The organism is Kocuria dechangensis, assembly GCF_014636775.1.
Classification (GTDB): domain Bacteria; phylum Actinomycetota; class Actinomycetes; order Actinomycetales; family Micrococcaceae; genus Kocuria; species Kocuria dechangensis.
This window is the reverse complement of sequence record NZ_BMEQ01000087.1, coordinates 1-588: the sequence shown is the minus strand read 5'-3', so window position 1 is coordinate 588 and position 588 is coordinate 1. Positions and strand designations below refer to the sequence as shown.

The following is a 588-nucleotide window of genomic DNA, read 5'->3' as shown; positions in this document are numbered from 1 at the left end:
CATCCACCAGGGCCAGTGCGGCGGTGAGCACGACCTCCCGGCTCAGCCGCGGCCTGCGTGCCTTGGCCTTGGGGGTCGGTGCGGGGTCCTCGAGGGGATCGGGGTCGAGGCCCGTGGTGGGGGAGGGCATGGCGATCGGGGTCCTTTGATAAGCGGGCTTTGCTTCATTCGTAGTCTACAGGTAGAGTCTACGGTGTAGAGAGGCAGTGGAGCACTCCATCGCAGCTCTATTTTTTTGTGCGCCGGCCGGCACCCCTTCCGGTTGAACGCCGTGCCGATCCGGCACCCCCTTCACTTCTTCAGGAGATCCCTTGACGACCACTGCTTCCCACACCGCCACCCCCGCCACCACCGGGGCCGACCACACGGCCCGTCGCGCCACCGAGACCAGGGCGGCGACCAGGACCACCGAGCTCATCGCCTACCTGGGCGTGCTGGCGGCCATCGTCGTCACCGCCGCCCTGGTCGGTGACAACGGCGCCGAGGACGGTGCCGACCTCTTCGACGCCCGCCAGGCCGTGGAGTACATCACCTACCTCACCATCGGCTACCTGGTGGCCCGCGGGCTGGCCAAGTCCGGCAGCCGCG

Annotated in this window: 1 protein-coding gene; it reads left to right on the top strand. The window is 68.5% G+C overall.

The features are described from left to right. Positions 1–311: 311 nt before the first annotated feature. On the top strand, positions 312–588 hold a 277-nt coding region (locus IEW07_RS20765), incomplete at its 3' end, for a hypothetical protein (RefSeq protein ID WP_188540693.1).